Genomic DNA, 16,103 nt, shown 5'->3' on the forward strand with positions numbered 1-16,103 from the left:
TTTCATGCTATGTGTTGTTTTATCAGAATGGCTTGTTCCTGCCATCCTTGCACCAACATTTTTTTTCACTCATTCAGACGGGGATGTCTTATCTCGACAATCGCGAGCTGCAGCGGTGTACAATTACGCAGTGGAAGCCGAATTTATTAAAGTGCCAGCTGTATTTTCCGGAAACAGGGCAGTCCGTTTATCATAAAACCCGGTCCCGCTGCCGAGCTACCTATGAATTGGCTTTGCCTGCTTTCTTTATTCATTTCGCTGTGACCAAGATTCAATACGACCACTGGTCTCCCGACGTTGTCCAGCGGCTCAAAACCAGATTTGGTGACGCTTTTTCATCCATTTTTCCATCCATCACATCTGACAACGGTTCTGAATGCAGTGAACTGACCGAGGCCGTTGACCGTGATCAGGTTAGCGTCTATTATACGCACCCCTATACCTCCAGCGAGAGAGGCACGAACGAACGCCATAACCGACTGATCCGACGGTTTATACCCAAAGGACAATCCATCGATGACCTGGACGATCCGTCATTGCCTATGTGGAAAATTGGTGCAACACCCTACCCCGCAAAATACTGGGGTATCAGTTTCCTAACGACCGTAACGAACAGGTGTTTTCATTCATTCTACAATCACAAATAATGGGATTTAGGTAATTGTTACATTAATTATTGCAATGTAAGATTAGTGACAAACTCTAAAGTTACATGAAAGAAGCATTATCAATGGCGGAGAAAAACGGTGTTGATCCTAAAGCCATTATGGAGTATGCTTACCCAAACGTTGTTCCCCGCTCCGGTTTGGATTAATCCAATAGGTGCTGTTAAATGATGTTTTCCGTTTTTAAGGAGGGGGAGTCTCATTTTTTATCCTGCTTTTTATCCAATATGGATCTTAGTTCTTTAATATCTTCTTCAGACAGGTCTTCATCCTGTATGAATTGAACGAGCATCGATTTCAAAGTGCCGTCATAGAATCGCTTTACAAAGGAGTCTGCTTTGGCACGTTGGCATTCGTCTTGGGAATAAAGCGGATAGAATGTATACAATCTCTGATTTTTATGAACACCGACGACTTCTTTTTTAGTGAGCCGATCCAACAGTGTACGTACGGTATTTGGCTTCCAGTTCGTTTGTGCCTGCAAGGATGAAATGATATCATTTGCTGTTTGCGGTGCTTTTTCCCAGAGCAATTTTAAGACTTCCCATTCCGACTCTGAAATAGTGGGTATTTTATTCGTCACGTTATTCCCTGCCTTTACCTTTTAATAGATACCTTTATCGGATAAAATGGATTTCGTAATTTTAGCAGCTGTACTACCATTGGCATGATGGTCGCTTTCGATATTAGTTGTGAAAAAATACGTATTGTTTTCCTTTTTTACATAGCCAATGAACCATCCATTCACATTTTTCCCATTGACTGTTCCTGTGCCGGTTTTGCCATAGAGTGCTGCACTGTCTTTCGTCTCCAGTTTAATGGCATCTTTTATGAATTGAATGTTTTTACCATCGAATCCAAATTGGTTTGTATAAAAGTCTTTGAGTGTCTGCACCTGTTCAATTGGTGAAATTTTCAAGGAAGATTCGAGCCAATAGTCTTCGATTCCCCCAGATAGATTCTGATTGCCGTACGCTATTTTATCAAAATAAGATTCAATGTTTTTCATCCCCATTTTTTTATCTATTTTCTGGAAGTACCAGGTTACGGAATTTTCCATTGCAGTAAATAAATTTTGATTTTGTTTCCAGTTTCGATAAGGATACGATGTCCCATCCCACTGCATGGAGTTGTTCTTTCGTGTGATGACTTCAGATTCCAACGCAAATAGTGCACTGTAAATTTTGTACGTGGAATTTGGCGAAATCCGTAATGTGCTTTTGTCTTTATTATAGATATTATATTGTTCCTCCTGCAAATCGTACAGTACAAAGCTGCCTTCATATCCACTGAAAAATGCACTTAAATCCTCATAGATTGTCTGCTTATTGTGGAAATCAATCCTGTCATCTCCATAAGGCATTGCAGAAACAACTGGTATCTGACTTATGACAATGCCGGTAAGAAGTATAAAAATCAGGATGCTTTTCAGCTTCAAGAGCTTTGTTTCATATCTAAAGGTTGTAATACGTTCAATCCGTATTTTTAATTGTTTTTTTGAGCCGGCGATTTGGTTAACCATTGAGAAATACATAGGAAGATAAGTTTTACCCGCAAACATTATAATCGTATTTCCGTATGCTGTATGCTGGTTTTGATCTAATATATTTAGAACAGCACTATCACAAGCAATTTCCCGGTCCAGTCGCATTTGCTTAAATGCCATCCATATCAATGGATTAAACCAGTATAAAATCTGGAATAGGACGATCAGATAATTTGTGGCAATATCTTTATATTTATAGTGATGTAATTCATGCAGCAAAGTGTATTTTATTTCATCCATAGACAGCCGCGCTGCAGCATGACTCGGCAAGACTATATAGGTTTTAAATATTCCGAACGTCAATGGGGATTTGATCAGTGGTGATTCTCCCAACACAAGTGGTCGTGATACATTCAGCTGCTGTTTACACTGTTCGAACAATGCCAGCACCCGGCTGTTCGTCAGCAGGGTTGTGGACTTTTTTATTTGTCGCAGTTTCATCCATGCGTGAATGAAAAAAACAATCATCACAAGCATGCCTGCCATCCATATGATGGTTAAAACGTGATCCAAAAGTGTCAAGTCAATACGGTTAACGGATGTTGAGAAATCATGCATCCAATTTTCATTTTCCTGTGATCCAGGGTTTTCGGTTGTGGTTACGGATGGTAACGGATTACTGTTTTGATTCCCGTTCCACGTGAACTTATCTCCGAAGTTTAATAATTGGGTTGGAATATAAGGTAATAGTAAAGCGATTAGTAACAAGAACCAGAGATTGTATTTCCATTTGGGTAACAATTGGTTCTTAAAAATCTTTCGGATCAGCATGATAACGAGGATTATGATAGAAGATATGAACATACTAACAGCCAGATGGAGGACAGACATTGCTTTAATCTCCTTAACCGCAAAGATATTTACTCAAAGTATTTTTATTTTACTATCCAAATCCATTTTAACGCTATGGAAAGACATACAATAAAAAGAAGGGTCACACATGCCGTCCCTGATTGACATATGTGACTCCCGGATTTTTCTTATTTTAAAGCGTTCAGTGAGATTTCTGCAGCCTTTGCAATCAGTGCATCATCATACTCGGCATTCTTTGTATCGTGACGGGACATAATCGCTATGACAATAGGTTCTTTGTTCGGAGGCCATACAACGGCAATGTCATTCCTTGTTCCGTAGGTTCCGGCTCCACTTTTATCAATAACTTTCCATTTTTCAGGTGCACCTGCACGTATTAATGGATCTCCTGCTTCATTGCCTGTCATCCAGTCGATAAGCAATTCACGTTTATTATTTGAAAGAAAGTCACTAAGAGCAACCTTATTGAGATTGGCGGCCATCGCTCTCGGTGTGCTTGTATCACGCTTATTCCTCGGTGTGAATTTATTCAATTCGATTTCGTATCGTTCGGATTGGGTAGTGTCATCGCCAATGTCACGTAAGGCTTGCTCAAATTTAACTGGGCCCCCAATTGCCTCAAGTAGAAGGTTCCCCGCAGTGTTGTCACTTTTCCGTATGGCAGCTTCACTTATTTCCAACAACGACATTCCGGTATCCACATGTTTCTTGGTAACCGGAGAATGAGCAACCAAATCATCAGAGGTGTACGTAACAACTTTTTCAAGATATTCTATATTGTTTTGCTTAAGCAGGATTGCTGCAGCCAAAGGTTTAAATGTGGAGGAATAAGCAAAACGCTCATCCGGTCGGTATTCGACGATTTGATTTGTTCCTGTATCCATTGCATAGACACCAAGTTGGGCATCAAACTCATTTTCAAGTTGTGCAAACTTTTCATCGTTATTGACCGTTTGTATTGGTTTATTCTCCTTGTCAGATGATGTATCAGTTTTATTATGTTCATTTCCGCATGCACTAAGTATTGTTAGTAACAGTAATGTTATGGACAGCGTGAGCAGGCGCATGTCGATTTTGTGTGGATTTGTTTTTCTCATATTGGTACCTTCTCTCTATTAGATTGAATTGCTTATATTTGTTTTCTTCATTTACCAGCCGTTATTTGTAAGCATTTTATACCTCCTTATTAACCTAAAGACTACAACTGTAGTACAATACTACAATTGTAGTCTTTTGAATGTCAAGACAAAATTTAAAAGTAGGTTTATACCATCTTGAAGCTTGATTGTAAAATGAAATGCAATGGCTAAAGGCATAGTAAAAGCCATCGATGACCTGGACGATGCGGTTATTGTTTATGTGGAGAACTAGTGCAATACAATTTCCTGCAAAATCCTGGGGTATCAATCTCCCAATAACCGGTATGAACAGGAAACGAGCATTGTTATATAATTATAATTAATGGTTGTAGTGGTTGTTGCATTTATTATTGCAATGCAAACTCCTTATTTTGTGCAACAGCACCCGCATGCGGGAGGAGGCAGCGGGGAGGGGAGAACGGAACGTATAGAAAGAAGCGGCATAGCATGCTTGTGAGGCAGCGGTGCGTTATACTGTATAAAGAGATCTCCCTGGTACGATCATCAACCACATTTCAAAATTTTTTTGGAAAAAATGGGGGAGACAAAAGAGAGTACGACTCTGAAGATACAGGAAAAGCGGGGTTAACTAATGATTGCGAAGACAGAAGAGGATTTTAACGGATTGAAAGAAATCGGCCGCATCTGCGGAAAAATCCGGGATGAATTGGTTTCGCGGACCAAGCCCGGCGTGACGACGAAAGAACTGGATGACACAGCCGGGGTGATGTTTGAGAAAGAAGGAGCGTTGTCGGCGCCGAAAGACGAATACGATTTTCCCGGGTACGGGTGCATCAGTGTGAACGAAGAAGTGGCGCACGGCATCCCGGCCGAACGCGTGATTCAGGAAGGCGATCTCGTGAATGTCGATATTTCAGGCTCAAAAAACGGGTATTTCGCGGACACCGGCGTTTCGTTTGTCGTCGGGGACGGGGAAGAGATGCTGCAGAGATTATGTGACACGGCCCGTGAAGCTTTTGACGCAGGACTGGAGAAGGCCAACCCCGGTTCGAAAAAAAGCGGGCTTGGAAGAATGGTGAACAAAACGGCACGGCAGCAGGGCTTCAGCGTTATTAAAAATCTGACGGGGCACGGGGTCGGACGCTCGATTCACGAGGAACCGGAGCATATTTTTAACTTTTTCTCGCGCTGGGATGACGAACTGTTAACGGACGGCATGGTTCTCGCGTTTGAGCCCTTTATCTCCACCGATGAAGAAGAAGTGTATCAATCAGACGACGGCTGGACGCTGTTAACGAATGGAAGCTTTGTGGCGCAGTACGAACATACCATCATTCTGACAAAAGAAGGTCCCGTTATTACGACGTTGCAGGAAGGCCGGTAACAAAAACAAAGCCCCATTACCACTGTAAACAGCCGGGATGGGGCTTTGTTTTTTACCATATGCTGTGAAAAAAGCGGCGGCAGATCGGCTTATCCGCCCGCAACCATGCGTGCCAGCTGACCGCAAATCAGGGCGGCGTAGGTTCCGACAATGTTACCTAATATCCCCATCAACAGTCCAACAGGCGCCAGCGCGGGCTGGAATACCGATGCGACAATCGGGGCGGAACTGGTTCCCCCGATATTGCCCTGGGATCCGACCGCGACGAAAAATAGCGGCGCTTTCAGCAGTTTTGCCGCACTAAAGATACAAAGGATATGAATGGCGAGCCAGACCACTCCCATCAGGATGAACTGGGGAGACTGCACGATGTCTGTTAAATTCGCCTGCGCGCCGATACCGGTTAAGAACAAATAGATGCCGAGATAACCGATTTTACTGGCGCCGTAGTATTCCAGATTTCTTACTTTCGTAAACGACAAGGCAATGCCTACAGCGGTAATGATAATAAACGACCAGGTGGACGTGCTCATAATATCGCTTTTTGGAATGAAGTCCATGCCGGCGAACACGCGGATAATATAAGAACCTGCCATGCCGACAGCTAAAATCGCAAACAGCTGCGGCAGCTGCAGCGGCTTAACATTTCGCTGCATTTCTGTTGCAATATCTTCATTCACCCGTTTGATCGTCGAATTGTCCGCCCCGTTCCACGAGTTGAACTTATCCTGAAAACTGGATAAGGCAATCATGACACCCATCCAGCTGATGCCGACCAAGGTGTCTGTCAAAATAACCGGGCTTTTAATATCATCCGGTATCTCAAAGGCTTCCATCATGGCGCCCATATTCGCTGAACCGCCGATCCAGCTTCCGGCAAGGGACCCTACCCCGCGCCAGGCGTCTTCCGGCAGAATGCCCTGAAATAGAGCATAGGCAATCGGTCCGCCGATAACAACCCCGACCGTCCCGGCCAGGAATAAAATAATAGCCTTACCACCAAGCTTCAACGTAGCCGGAACGTTCGCGGAAATCATTAATAGTAACAGTCCCGCCGGAAGAATATACGTACTGAGAAAGCTGTACAAATCCGAACTTTGCGGAATGATACCAAACGTCGTAGAAATCATCGGTAAAAAATACATCCAGATTAAAGGAGGAGCATATCGGAAAAGCTTATTCAAAAATCTATTATCTATCGTAGATAGCATAAATAAAATACCGACAATTGCGATTAAGTAGGCGAAAACGGACATGGGATCCTGTATTAACGCCGCATCGTTACCCGTCATGTGAAACACCTCTTGCTGTTCATTGGAAATTTTCAGTCAATTATTTACTGAGGACCAAGCTATTTTATCACTCCACCACAAAATTTCAAGCGAAATGTATTGGGAATGAATGGCACATGTGTCTTTCTTCCCCGAATCCTTTCTTTTCAACATAGATATTGAATTTCCAGCCGCCTGCTGAAATAATGAATATGGAATCCGTATGGAAAAGGAAGGATTGGTATGAGTTGGAGCCTGCTTATCACGATAGTTCCGGTTGTCCATCAGACACTGGCCCGGGCCGTAGTGGGGAAAGATAGAGAAAGCGTCAGTGACACAAACGGAAAAACTATCTATTATACGGGCATTACCGTACTGGTGATTACGAGCTTATTTGTCTTTGCTGCTATGGAAGCTAAAGCAGATATAGCATTCTGGACGCTTCTTATGATCAGCGTTATGCTGTACCAGGCATTGATGGAGCGGTTGTATCTTCCGGACCCGAGGTATTACATCGTAACGCTTTTGACCCTGGCTGCTGCGCTTGTGTACGTTCTGTTTTTTCGTTCTGTAGTTGTTTAAAAGGAGGGACGGGGTATTATGTTCAATGTGATCATTACGATTGTTGTCATTCTTGCCATTACCGGCTCCATCGCCGCCTGGATTAACACAAGGATTATTATTGAAGAGATTGGTATTATCAAAAAAGAACTGGGCATCCCGGAAAGGCCCAGGGACCACTATGGTGACGTATTCGACAGTGATACCCCGCACCGGAATGATACGGAAAAGAACCAGGAAGATACCCGGCAATAAAGCACCGGATTCTGTTTCTTTTCTTCCACAGCTTCTCCTTTTATAATAGAAAAAGAGAGAGAAGAAACGGGTGAACGGACATGAGAGACATGAAAATCATCAATCCTGCTGCCGGCGCCGCGGTGATGGCGTTGGGCATTTTTTTGTATGCGGCCGTGGACGCCTTTCCGCTGCTCGGCGTAAGGCTCGGCCCAGCGCTTGCGATTATATTTACGATCATCGCGGTCTACGTGTATACCGCGTTGACGCGGCAGTTTTTTCAGAAAGGATTTCTGCTTCCTTTTTTACATAATCCGGTGAATTCGTTTGTGATAGGGAGCTGGATCGCCGGGATGTCGGTCTGGTGCAACGTATTGATGAAGTATTATCCTGCAGCGGCACCCGTGATTCGGACGACCGCTCTGATAAACACTGTATTCTGGGTGCTGTTTGTTGGATGGAGTCTCTACAATTTCTACCGCTTGGTGAAACAACCGGGTCGTCATGAAGTGCACGGCGTGATTCTGCTGTCGACGGTGGCGGCGCAGTCCATCGTGGTCGTCTGGTCGGACCTGTTCTCGTTTATTCCGGAAACGGCGGCTGCCGTGGTGATTGGGACGGGCCTTTTCTTTTACGGCACCGGGATCGCGCTTCTTGTCTTCCGGTACGCGAAAGAAAAAGAATGGACGCTCACTGACGATTGGACGAACACGAACTGCATTATTCACGGGGCGCTCTCGATTACAGGGCTGGCCCTCGTTTCCTCCGGTTTTCTGTCGGCTGCCTGGATCATGGGATTCTGGGTGCTCGTGTTTGTGCTGCTGCTTCTCGTGGAGGCACTCGAAGGAGTGCGGGCGGTCCAGCGCGTCCGACGGTACGGCTGGAAAGAGGGAATCTTTACGTACAACACGAGCCAATGGTCCCGCAATTTTACGTTCGGCATGTTTTACGCGTTTTCGATGACAATGCATGAAAACCCGCACTACATGAACGCGATGTACGACTTTCACGAGGCGTTCCTGGCGGTGTGGGCCTGGATCGTACTGACGGCGCTTGTCGGAGAAATCACCGTATTTGCCGCTTCGAAATGGCGCGTATGGCGGACAGTTTCTTGAGAGCGGAGGAATGACAAATGCGAATAACGGTGGTCCTCGTCGTAATGGCCCTCGTGTATGAAGCACTCGGCCGGATGATCATTGGAAAAGAAAGAAGAAAAATAAAAGATACCACGGGGAAAAAGGTTTATCTGATAGGAATTAGCATTATGGCAGCCGGCGGGCTTTGTGATTATTTTCACTGTCCTGCCATCTGAGCCAGGCAGGGAAACCCCGGGATTCTGGACAGGATGTCTGACCGTGCTGCTTCTCTATCAGGTTGTGATGGAGCAGGTTTTTCTCCGGGATGCAAGATACCCCGTGACAACTTTTTTGACGCTGGCATTGGGATTGGTATGTATCTTGATTTTTGTGTTGTGAAGGAATCAAAAAAGCGGGATGCAGAGACTCCGGCAGATCAGAGTGCTCTCTTAAATTATGTATAGTTTGTAAAAAAAGATTAATATTCTATTAACTCTATTGCAGGAAATAAACTCCTTTGATAGTATTTAATTGTAAAATATAAAGGAGGGATTTGTTATCTTTAAAACATTGTTCAGTAAGAGATTGGCCGTATCTTTTATGATCTTTGTCATGATGCTGTCCGTTTTGACTCCTGCTGTGTCAGCTGCACAAAATGCATCCACGGATTATTCAAAAGAAGAAATTGTTTCAATGAGTCTTGAAACCAACTACTCTGGTTTTGAATTCAATGTGGACAAGGCAATTTCTTTAGGTATGAGTAAAGAAGATGCACTTGAAGCTGAAAAATCGTTTGACGAATTAAATTCACACATTCAAGCTGAAAAAGAATCTCCACAAATTGAGCCTAGAAGTAAAGCTAGTATAGCAATTAAACAAGCCGTTGACTATATGAAAAAAAATAAAGAAAAAATTGAAGATGGTATTAAAGCAGGAATTGACAAAATACCATTTATTAAACAAAAAGTTAAAGAAAAATGGAAAGAAGCAGTCTCAATTGTCGCTATTACAGAAGCAATGTCTCACTATGTTGGGTTTGCAGAAAGTGTTGAAGCAGCTATTGCTGGAGCAATAACTGATACAACACCGATTCCAGAGTCTGCAGCAAATATAATTGCAAAAACCGTTACCTTCTTATTACCAATTTGATAAAATTTAAGTTGGCGGTTTTAAACCGTCAACTTAATGTATATAGGGGTATATTTATGCTACTTTTTCTATGGTTGTTCATAACGGAAGTTATTTTAGGTTATGTTGCTTTGTATACTGTTATTGATCAACAGCAGACTTATGGAGCCATTGCAATAAATATCGTTCTCTTGGGCTGGGCTGTACGATTAGCCTATACATCATATAATAAAAAAGAACAAAAGGATATGGTATTGTTCATTGCATTGGCAGTTTTCATTTCAATAACAACCATTCTTATTTTAGATTTTTAAGGTGTTGGAAAGAATGATAAGACTTACAATAAACATCATAACGGTTATACTTGCAGCGATTGGCATGTACATATACTATACATCGTCCAACATACTTATTTATCTATACTTGTTTGGATTATACTATGCCAACGTGATGGCTAAGCATATATTTCTCGAGGATGAAGAATAAATTATCGTTTTTGTCCCGTCGTTCTGAATCAAGGAACGATGGAAAAGCGACATAAAAAACGGGATGAGGGCTGGCTTCATCCCGTTTCTCGTTTATGACTCGTCGAAGGAAGCAGCGGCGAAGTAGGGTGCCAGCGCCTGCTGCAGATCTCCTTTTGTTTCCACTTTGGCTTCCAGATCAATCCCCATCTCGACCATCTTCCGTGCCGCTTCCGGACGGACGCCGGTGATGACCGGCCGGCTTCCCATAATGTGAATGCCGTCGATCAACCGGAGCAGCCGCTGCGCCACATCTGATTCCATATCGGCAATGCCGGAAAGATCTACAATCAGCGTCTTGATGGCCTGATCGCCGATCTGCACCAGCACTTTTTCTTCAATCACATTCATCCGGTCCAAATCAAGCGTGCCGATAAGCGGCAGCACACACATCGACCCGCTGACCGGAATGAACGGCACCGACAGATTTTAGACGAGTTTTTCCAGCGCAAAAAATCCGACGCTTCCCGCACCTCCGGAGACAATTCTTCGTACCGCTCCAGAAAACGCCACAACGTGTGGCGGATCGCCTGCACCCATTCCAGTTTCAACGTCAGCGTCAACGAATACTTCGCCCACGCCTCGCCTTCCTGTTCGGAAAACGTGATCAGTTCCTCTTCCTGCTGGATGATAATATAGCATACGAGGGTATGCGCGTTTGCAATCAGATCAATATTACCGATCCGCTGAATTTCCTTAATCCTCTCCCGAACCGTCACCGCTTCCTGCAGCAGCTGTTCTTCAAATATATCCCGGTTTTCTTCCAGAAATTCCTTTATCGTCTGTCCTTGTTTATAAACAACATCCATCTCCGTCACTCCAACGTAAGGATAATGGATTTCCGTGTTTAAGAGTATATAGGTTTGGGTGATCCCCCTCTTTTGTCATAGTTAAAACATCTTTTAAAAAGAATCGTCAGCAGTGAAGTGATCTGGTAAGATGTGTATGATGCCGATATTTACATAGTATTTGAAAAAAATGAAATCCCGGGAGTGGAAGACATGAAAAAAAATATTCACGTCGTTGGAGCGGTCATCGTAGAAGAAAACCAGATTCTATGCGCGCAACGTGGTGATTCGAAGTCCCTTCCATACAAATGGGAGTTTCCTGGTGGCAAAATTGAACAGGATGAAACACCACAGGAGGCGCTGCGCCGTGAAATAGACGAAGAAATGCAGTGCCGTATAGAGATTGGGGAACAAATTGAACATACGGTCTATGAATACGATTTTGGCGTTGTGCATTTGACGACCTTTTATTGCCACGTGCTTGATGGAACGCCGTCATTAACCGAACACGTCGCGATCCGCTGGTTAACGCCAGCTGACCTACACACGTTAGACTGGGCACCTGCCGACATTCCAGCTATTGAAAAAATTGCAGCAACATGTAACCGTTAATTTCACATAGGTGGTGCTTTTTTTGCAAGATTTCATCAAGGATTTAGAAAGTTCTCTGCAACGAGGATTTATTGATCAAACCCATCCGAATAAAGGGGACCATCAACCGCAATTATTACTGAACAGCAAACAAGCGAAACAAGAAGTTCTATCAAGCCTCACCGAAGAGTTGGATCACTGTTATTCGTTTTTGTTTTCAGTCGCTTTTATTACAGAACAAGGATTGGCTACGTTGAAATCTCACTTGTTGGATTTGAAACTTAAAGGCATTTCGGGACGGCTCCTCACATCGACTTTTTTAACGTTTAATCAACCTGCTGTCTTTCGAGAGTTATTAAAAATGACAAACTTAGACGTTCGTGTCACAGATGTTCAAGGATTTCACGCGAAGGGCTATATTTTCGAGCAGCCAACTCACTACACTCTTATTGTTGGAAGTTCGAATTTAACAGCGTCCGCCCTGCAAGTAAATCATGAGTGGAATGTGAAGCTCACTTCTCATGAAAACGGCGAAATCATTCACCATTTTTACAACCAATTTGAAGAGATGTGGCAGACAGCGACATCGGTGACAGAGTCGTGGATTGAAGAATATGCAAAAGTGTATGAGCAAGCGAAATCTCTACCTGAACAAGTTGCAGAGCTTCCGACGTCTTATGAGACGAACCCGTGGCAGCAAGCTGTCACAATTGAACCAAATACGATGCAGCAAAACGCCATGCAGCAACTTGAAACGGTTCGAGCCGAAGGAAATGATAAGGCGCTAATTATTTCTGCGACCGGGACAGGAAAAACGTATTTAGCAGCGTTTGATGTGCGCCGCTACACGCCGAAACGAATGCTTTTTATTGCGCACCGAGAACAAATTTTGAAAAAAGCGAAGGCCGATTTTCAGCGTGTGCTAGGTGGACCGGATTACGATTATGGTTTGTTATCTGGCAGTCATAGAGATCTAGAAGCAAAATATGTTTTTGCGACCATTCAAACATTATCAAGAGAAGAGCAGTTGCAGAACTTTTCGCGTGAAGACTTTGATTACATTTTAATCGATGAAGTACATAAAGCAGGAGCGCTGTCTTACCAGAGAGTCATGGATTATTTTACGCCGGACTTTTTCATGGGGATGACCGCCACGCCTGAACGAACGGACGATGTGAACATATATGAGCTATTTGATTACACGATAGCGTACGAGATTCGCTTGCAGGAAGCGTTAGAGGAAGACATGCTCTGTTCGTTCCAGTATTTTGGCGTGACCGAATTTGAACAAAATGGTCGTCTCATTGATGATACGACCACCTTAACGGATTTAGTTACAGAAGAGCGAGTCGGTCATCTTATCGACAAAATTCACTACTATGGCTGGTCAGGGGATTACGTGCGCGGGCTTATCTTTTGTAGTCAAAAAGAAGAAGCTCATCATTTGTCTGCGGCGATGAATAAACAGGGGTATCGCACCGTGGCTTTAACAGGCGATGATTCTCAGGAAGAACGGCTGCGCAGGATTGACGAGTTGGAAAACGGTGACCTGGAATATATTTTAACCGTCGATATATTCAATGAAGGGGTCGACATTCCAAGCATTAATCAGGTCGTTATGCTGCGGCAAACCGAATCTAGCATAATCTTTATTCAGCAACTCGGCCGCGGCTTGCGTAAACATGATTCCAAAGACTTCTTAACCGTCATTGATTTTATCGGGAACTACAAAAAGAATTATTTGATTCCGATTGCGTTATCCGGTGACAAATCACAAAACAAAGACAACATTCGGCGGCGTATGAAAGATACGAGCTATATTCACGGCGTATCGTCGATTCATTTTGAAGAAGTAGCGAAAAAGAAAATCTTTGAGTCCATCAATTCCGAAAACTTGATGCAAATGTCTATTTTAAAAGACGCGTATCAAGAGTTGAAAAACAGGTTAGGACGGATTCCGTATTTAACCGATTTTCAGAACCATCACTCGATAGATCCGGAAGTCCTTGTTGGTAAGGCTCATAATTATCATTCGTTTTTGCTGAAAATGAAAGAAGATATTCAACTGTACACGAAACATGAAGACCAAGTACTGACGATGTTTTCTCAAGACATTCTCCCAGGGAAACGCAAGCATGAAGTGATACTGTTAGACATGTTGCTTCGAGATGGAGTGGTAACGCAATCTGCGTTTATCGATGACTTAATGAAGGTAGGATGCCGCACAGATGAAGCAACGCTGACATCGGTGGAACGTATCTTTAACTTGGAATTTTTCACGGTGCAGGACCAGAAGAAGTACGGGGAACAGCCAATCGTGGTAAAAGAAAACGGTACGTACCGGTGGACCACCGAAGTGAAAAGGCAGTTGGAGCAAAATGAGAACTTCCGCGCATTCGTGCAAGATATCGTAACGGTAGGCTCTCAGAAAATGCAGCATTACTCCTGCGTCGAACCGTTTCAACTCCACGAAAAATACTCCCGCAAAGACACGATGAAGCTGCTGAACTGGGAGAATGACGAGAAAGCTACGGTATTTGGGTACAAGGTGAAATATAATACGTGTCCGATTTTTATAACTTATAAAAAGGAGTCAGACGTAGAAAATAGTGTGAATTACCGTGATGAGTTCATTAATAAAAATATGTTTTCTTGGTATAGCAAAAGTAGAAGAACATTGAATTCAAAGGATGTCCAACAAATATTGAATGCAGATAGGAATCAAATTTCTTTATATATATTTATTAAAAAAGATGATGGCGAAGGAAATCATTTTTATTACCTTGGTCAGGCATCCCCGGATAAATTCAGTGCAGAGGAGACGGAGATGGTTGATGAGGATAAAAAACTCCCAGTTGTAAGAATGGATCTACACCTTGAAAGAAGTGTAGATAAAAAATTATATCGCTATTTGATCGATTAGATTGTCGTAGTAATAATAAAAACTAGTTAGGAAAAAGCAAGATTGTTCTACAAACATTTTACAAAAAAAAAATAATTATGATACTTTGGAACTGCGACTCCCCATGGAACTTTACCTCTGCAATACTTTAGTAGGCTTTGGTTTCTAATTAAGCCGCGATTCGAAGTTTTTGGGGCACAATTGGTTAACAGAATTGTCCGACCCATTTAATTACATGCTACATCCCGAGTAATATCTGCATCACTTAAGATGTACGGCATATGCCTAGTTGACATCATATTAAAGTGGGCAGAGGATGTAGGCTATAAGAGGCTGGAGAGAGCGATACTTATCCGTGGATTCCCTTTTTATAATATCGGGCAGAGGGGCCTTATTAAGGTCAAATATTTTTAGAAAGGGGAGACAGCGTTGAACAGGAGACGTTGTAGAAGTCGCAAGTATCGCAAAGAGAAGGTACCACATTCATTAAAGGAGTTAATATGGCATAATGCCTATTTATTTTCTAATAGTTTCACCCCAATATTTGGTTGGAGTTTTGCTTTGCTTGTAACTGGAGTAGTGGGAGTGAAATTATATGAATGGTTAAATATCGGACCTTCAGTTATCAAAACAGTACTCTCCAGCCTCTTTTACTCAATAAAAAAACAGGGATGGTATCATGCTTGTTCCTCCAAATCATTATCTGTATAAACTGCAAAAACGGAAACGTTTGGGTAAGATTCTACATGTTCAAGAAGAAAAATTCAGAAGAATTGAAGAATGGGCTTTAGTTCACCCATTTAATAAAAAGCAGGGGGAAAAGACAAGAAGACTTTTCAACACTGAAAAGGAATATAAAGTTTTACTCCGTAGGCTTAATAGAATGTTTCTTCAACTTAATATTCCTGAATATGTGTATGCAGGTATACCTAATCTAGACTTTTTGAGCAATGCTAATTCACACTTCACCAATTCTTATTTACAAAGTGTGGATATAAAGAGTTTCTTCCCCAATACACACGAGAGTTACGTTTACGGATTATTTTTACATAAATTTAAAATGAGTAAAGATGTAGCCAAAATACTAACGACACTTACTACATATACAGAAGATATTGGCTCTTTTAACCGTCATTTACCTCAAGGATTTCCTACCAGTACTATACTATCCTTTTTAGCTTATTTTGATATGTTTAACGGCATTTCAAAGCTTAGTAAAGAAAGAAATATTCACTTTAGTTTATTTGTTGATGATATGACCTTTTCCAGTCAAGAGAGAATACCTAAATCTTTTTTAAATCAAGTGCAGAGAATAGTTAATTCATATGGATTGCAGTTACATCCAGATAAATTTTCACTTTATTACCCCTCGGATCCTAAACCAGTAACTGGAGTAGTCTATAAACCAAATGAAAATATTCTAAGTATACTGGACCCAAGATTTCAGACACGAAAAAAGGATGTGTTAAGGTGTGGGTATGAAACGTAAACGATATACCCCAGCATTCAAAGCGCAGATT

General features: G+C 42.5%; 16 protein-coding genes and 1 pseudogene. 11 read left to right on the top strand and 6 right to left on the bottom strand.

The window, feature by feature from the left end:
- Positions 1 to 98: 98 nt before the first annotated feature.
- Positions 99 to 661: pseudogene (locus BM124_RS18545) on the top strand (IS30 family transposase); the annotation flags it as partial.
- Positions 662 to 864: 203 nt separating this feature from the next.
- On the opposite strand, the gene blaI reads toward BM124_RS18545, so the two are convergent.
- The 3 genes from blaI to bla form a co-directional block, all read right to left on the bottom strand.
- The gene (gene blaI, locus BM124_RS08825) at positions 865 to 1,248 is read right to left on the bottom strand and encodes a penicillinase repressor BlaI (protein WP_093336889.1); all 384 of its coding nucleotides are present in this window, start codon (positions 1,246 to 1,248) and stop codon (positions 865 to 867) included.
- Positions 1,249 to 1,269: 21 nt separating this feature from the next.
- The gene (locus BM124_RS08830; RefSeq protein ID WP_342028615.1) at positions 1,270 to 2,982 is read right to left on the bottom strand and encodes a BlaR1 family beta-lactam sensor/signal transducer; all 1,713 of its coding nucleotides are present in this window, start codon (positions 2,980 to 2,982) and stop codon (positions 1,270 to 1,272) included.
- A gap of 209 nt (positions 2,983 to 3,191) precedes the next feature.
- The gene (gene bla / locus BM124_RS08835; RefSeq protein WP_093336892.1) at positions 3,192 to 4,121 is read right to left on the bottom strand and encodes a class A beta-lactamase; all 930 of its coding nucleotides are present in this window, start codon (positions 4,119 to 4,121) and stop codon (positions 3,192 to 3,194) included.
- A 634-nt stretch (positions 4,122 to 4,755) separates the two neighbouring features.
- Here bla and map point away from each other — a divergent pair.
- Complete coding sequence (gene map / locus BM124_RS08840) at positions 4,756 to 5,508, top strand: type I methionyl aminopeptidase (RefSeq protein WP_093336894.1); 753 nt, start codon at positions 4,756 to 4,758, stop codon at positions 5,506 to 5,508.
- Between the two features lie 89 nt (positions 5,509 to 5,597).
- On the opposite strand, the gene BM124_RS08845 is transcribed toward map, so the two are convergent.
- Positions 5,598 to 6,800 (bottom strand): DUF819 family protein, encoded by a 1,203-nt coding sequence (locus BM124_RS08845; RefSeq protein WP_093336895.1) that lies wholly within the window; start codon positions 6,798 to 6,800, stop codon positions 5,598 to 5,600.
- 222 nt (positions 6,801 to 7,022) lie between these two features.
- On the opposite strand from BM124_RS08845, the gene BM124_RS08850 reads away from it, so the two are divergent.
- From BM124_RS08850 to BM124_RS08875, 6 genes are all read left to right on the top strand, one after another.
- Positions 7,023 to 7,361, top strand: coding sequence for a hypothetical protein (locus BM124_RS08850; protein WP_093336897.1), 339 nt, complete (start codon positions 7,023 to 7,025; stop codon positions 7,359 to 7,361).
- A gap of 18 nt (positions 7,362 to 7,379) precedes the next feature.
- On the top strand, positions 7,380 to 7,595 hold the full coding sequence (locus BM124_RS08855) for a hypothetical protein (protein ID WP_093336898.1): 216 nt from the start codon (positions 7,380 to 7,382) through the stop codon (positions 7,593 to 7,595).
- A gap of 80 nt (positions 7,596 to 7,675) precedes the next feature.
- Complete coding sequence (locus BM124_RS08860) at positions 7,676 to 8,689, top strand: TDT family transporter (RefSeq protein ID WP_093336899.1); 1,014 nt, start codon at positions 7,676 to 7,678, stop codon at positions 8,687 to 8,689.
- A gap of 17 nt (positions 8,690 to 8,706) precedes the next feature.
- Positions 8,707 to 8,886: a hypothetical protein gene (locus BM124_RS08865; RefSeq protein ID WP_093336901.1), complete on the top strand. Its 180-nt coding sequence runs from the start codon at positions 8,707 to 8,709 to the stop codon at positions 8,884 to 8,886.
- A gap of 364 nt (positions 8,887 to 9,250) precedes the next feature.
- Complete coding sequence (locus BM124_RS08870; protein WP_212634953.1) at positions 9,251 to 9,799, top strand: hypothetical protein; 549 nt, start codon at positions 9,251 to 9,253, stop codon at positions 9,797 to 9,799.
- Between the two features lie 11 nt (positions 9,800 to 9,810).
- Complete coding sequence (locus tag BM124_RS08875; protein WP_212634954.1) at positions 9,811 to 10,092, top strand: hypothetical protein; 282 nt, start codon at positions 9,811 to 9,813, stop codon at positions 10,090 to 10,092.
- Between the two features lie 264 nt (positions 10,093 to 10,356).
- On the opposite strand, the gene BM124_RS19585 is transcribed toward BM124_RS08875, so the two are convergent.
- Positions 10,357 to 10,653, bottom strand: coding sequence for an STAS domain-containing protein (locus tag BM124_RS19585; protein ID WP_342028616.1), 297 nt, complete (start codon positions 10,651 to 10,653; stop codon positions 10,357 to 10,359).
- On the bottom strand, positions 10,650 to 11,111 hold the full coding sequence (locus BM124_RS19590; RefSeq protein WP_342028617.1) for a hypothetical protein: 462 nt from the start codon (positions 11,109 to 11,111) through the stop codon (positions 10,650 to 10,652). Before BM124_RS19590 ends, BM124_RS19585 begins: the two co-directional genes overlap by 4 nt.
- A gap of 192 nt (positions 11,112 to 11,303) precedes the next feature.
- Here BM124_RS19590 and BM124_RS08885 point away from each other — a divergent pair, with 192 nt between their 5' ends.
- From BM124_RS08885 to BM124_RS08895, 3 genes are all read left to right on the top strand, one after another.
- The gene (locus BM124_RS08885; protein WP_093336924.1) at positions 11,304 to 11,702 is read left to right on the top strand and encodes a (deoxy)nucleoside triphosphate pyrophosphohydrolase; all 399 of its coding nucleotides are present in this window, start codon (positions 11,304 to 11,306) and stop codon (positions 11,700 to 11,702) included.
- 22 nt (positions 11,703 to 11,724) lie between these two features.
- Positions 11,725 to 14,604 (top strand): DEAD/DEAH box helicase, encoded by a 2,880-nt coding sequence (locus BM124_RS08890; protein ID WP_093336904.1) that lies wholly within the window; start codon positions 11,725 to 11,727, stop codon positions 14,602 to 14,604.
- Between the two features lie 658 nt (positions 14,605 to 15,262).
- Positions 15,263 to 16,072, top strand: coding sequence for a reverse transcriptase family protein (locus tag BM124_RS08895; RefSeq protein WP_093336905.1), 810 nt, complete (start codon positions 15,263 to 15,265; stop codon positions 16,070 to 16,072).
- Positions 16,073 to 16,103 lie beyond the last annotated feature (31 nt).

It is taken from the genome of Salibacterium halotolerans, from assembly GCF_900115625.1.
Lineage (GTDB): Bacteria > Bacillota > Bacilli > Bacillales > Marinococcaceae > Salibacterium > Salibacterium halotolerans.

What these genes read in the sequence shown, in the direction of transcription:
- BM124_RS08870 (WP_212634953.1), top strand. Translation starts at nt 9,251, where the DNA reads ATGATCTTTGTCATGATGCTGTCCGTTTTGACTCCTGCTGTGTCAGCT.
- BM124_RS08855 (WP_093336898.1), top strand. Translation starts at nt 7,380, where the DNA reads ATGTTCAATGTGATCATTACGATTGTTGTCATTCTTGCCATTACCGGC.
- bla (WP_093336892.1), bottom strand. Translation starts at nt 4,121, where the DNA reads ATGAGAAAAACAAATCCACACAAAATCGACATGCGCCTGCTCACGCTG.
- BM124_RS08860 (WP_093336899.1), top strand. Translation starts at nt 7,676, where the DNA reads ATGAGAGACATGAAAATCATCAATCCTGCTGCCGGCGCCGCGGTGATG.
- BM124_RS19590 (WP_342028617.1), bottom strand. Translation starts at nt 11,111, where the DNA reads ATGGATGTTGTTTATAAACAAGGACAGACGATAAAGGAATTTCTGGAA.
- BM124_RS08865 (WP_093336901.1), top strand. Translation starts at nt 8,707, where the DNA reads ATGCGAATAACGGTGGTCCTCGTCGTAATGGCCCTCGTGTATGAAGCA.
- BM124_RS08895 (WP_093336905.1), top strand. Translation starts at nt 15,263, where the DNA reads ATGCTTGTTCCTCCAAATCATTATCTGTATAAACTGCAAAAACGGAAA.
- BM124_RS19585 (WP_342028616.1), bottom strand. Translation starts at nt 10,653, where the DNA reads ATGAATGTGATTGAAGAAAAAGTGCTGGTGCAGATCGGCGATCAGGCC.
- BM124_RS08830 (WP_342028615.1), bottom strand. Translation starts at nt 2,982, where the DNA reads ATGCTGATCCGAAAGATTTTTAAGAACCAATTGTTACCCAAATGGAAA.
- BM124_RS08885 (WP_093336924.1), top strand. Translation starts at nt 11,304, where the DNA reads ATGAAAAAAAATATTCACGTCGTTGGAGCGGTCATCGTAGAAGAAAAC.
- map (WP_093336894.1), top strand. Translation starts at nt 4,756, where the DNA reads ATGATTGCGAAGACAGAAGAGGATTTTAACGGATTGAAAGAAATCGGC.
- BM124_RS08845 (WP_093336895.1), bottom strand. Translation starts at nt 6,800, where the DNA reads ATGACGGGTAACGATGCGGCGTTAATACAGGATCCCATGTCCGTTTTC.
- BM124_RS08850 (WP_093336897.1), top strand. Translation starts at nt 7,023, where the DNA reads ATGAGTTGGAGCCTGCTTATCACGATAGTTCCGGTTGTCCATCAGACA.